Raw genomic sequence first — 1,635 nt, forward strand, 5'->3', positions numbered from 1 at the left:
GACCTGTTCGACGCCCGGGTGTACACCAACGACCTGCCGTTTTCCAAGCCGCATCCGGACGCGTTCCACGCCGCGCTCGCCTCGCTCGGCGTGCGTGACCCGGGTGCGGCGGTATTTGTCGGCGACCGTCCGGCGAGCGACATAGCCGGGGCCCGTGGCGTCGGCATGCGCACCGTGCTGCTCTCCGACGGCGCCGGTCCCCGATCCGGGGTGCCGGGGGAATCCGGTGACGGCCGGGCCGACGCGGTGATCGGGCGGCTCGGGCGGCTGCTGGGCGTCCTGGACGGTTGGGCGGCCGGTCGCCGACGGCCGTTCTCACGCGCCGGGTAGCGCCCGGATGGCCTGGCCAGGGGGCTGGCCTGCCGCGATCCGGGCCTGCTGGCCGCGCACCGCCATCCCGGCCAAAGCGTCGGTCACCAGCGCGCGTCCCTCGCCCGTCAGGTCGCCGATCGCGTCGTAGGCGGCGGCCGAACAACGGTCCTCGATGTCGGCCAGCAGCAGGAGCACGCCGGCCAGGTCGGTGGATACCGGCGGCAGCCGGTACGCGGCCTGGGCCGCTGGCGCGTTGCCGCCCCGGTCGAGGATCTCGGCCACCAGTCGGTCACGCAGCTCCCGATGGGCGGTGAACGCATTCTGGGCCAGGACCCGGGTCGACTCCACCACCGGCCGCAGTGCGGCCAGCTCACCGCCGGCCGCGGCGGTGACATAGACGGCGGCGTGTTCCATGGCGAGCAGGTTTGACAGCGTCTGGACGGCGGCGGAGTCGGGCGGTAGGTGCTCCTGTGCCGGCACCGGTCAGCCGACCAGCGGGGCGAGCAGGTCCGCATGTGCGGTCTCAGCCGCATGAATGCTGGCCAGCAGCGGCGCCAGGCTCGCCGAGGCGGCCAGGCACTGGGTCCGCAGTGCTGTCGCGGCCGCGCGCTCCAGCGTCAGTAACCCCGCCACACTAGCCTGCGCGGCCCCGGTGGCGGCTGTGGCCGTCGTTGCAGGTGTGGTGGCAGGTGTGGCCGCGGTCGCGGGTGTGGCCGGCACCAGGCGACTGACATGCTCGGCATGGTGGGCACGCACCGCGCGCAACGTCGCCGCAATCGAGGGATACGCGGCGATCGCGCGGTCGTACGCGACGAGCAGCGCGTGTTCAGACCTGAGCGCGGCTCCGCGCAGAAGGTCGTCGGCGGTGGCCGCCGCCGGGGTGGCAGTGTGTTCCCGGGCCGCTCGTGTCCAGCTGCATCCGACGAGGGCGCTGGCCGCAGCCAGTGGCAGTGCGCCGAGCACGACCCGTCTGGAGGACCCCTGAGCGGGAATCATCGAGCTCACGGCCCAGCAGCTTGGCACAGGTTGGCGGGCAGCGTGCTGCCTGCATGCCGGCCGTGCCCGCGGGCGGACCCGGATGAGCCTCGGGCGGCGACCGACGTAGGCTGAGGATCTCGAGAGGACGTCACGCCGGTGCGTGGCGATGAACGCCAGTGTGTGGCGACGGAGAGGAGCGGGTCGACGTGGGCGACGCCGTGGCCGCAACCCATGCCGGCGGCGGGCGAGGCCGCGCCCACCTGGTCCGCCTGCTCACCCCGGAGCTGGCGGCTCATGGGTTCGACCTGGAGGACGTCGCGGTCACCCGGGCGGGTTCCCGCAGCG

Annotated in this window: 3 protein-coding genes; 1 reads left to right on the forward strand and 2 read right to left on the reverse strand. The window is 73.8% G+C overall.

Annotated elements, in window-relative coordinates:
- Positions 1 to 330 (forward strand): HAD family hydrolase (locus U9977_RS24065; protein ID WP_322751561.1); only part of this gene is annotated, 330 nt, incomplete at its 5' end.
- Here the strand turns inward: U9977_RS24065 and U9977_RS24070 are convergent.
- Both U9977_RS24070 and U9977_RS24075 read right to left on the reverse strand, forming a co-directional pair.
- On the reverse strand, positions 316 to 792 hold the full coding sequence (locus U9977_RS24070) for a DUF4439 domain-containing protein (protein ID WP_322751562.1): 477 nt from the start codon (positions 790 to 792) through the stop codon (positions 316 to 318). The two genes, U9977_RS24065 and U9977_RS24070, sit on opposite strands and share 15 nt — an antisense overlap.
- Positions 793 to 795: 3 nt before the next feature.
- Positions 796 to 1,308: a hypothetical protein gene (locus U9977_RS24075; protein ID WP_322751567.1), complete on the reverse strand. Its 513-nt coding sequence runs from the start codon at positions 1,306 to 1,308 to the stop codon at positions 796 to 798.
- Positions 1,309 to 1,635 lie beyond the last annotated feature (327 nt).

The sequence above is a fragment of the Protofrankia sp. Cas8 genome, from assembly GCF_963555845.1.
Taxonomy (GTDB): Bacteria; Actinomycetota; Actinomycetes; order Frankiales; family Frankiaceae; genus Protofrankia.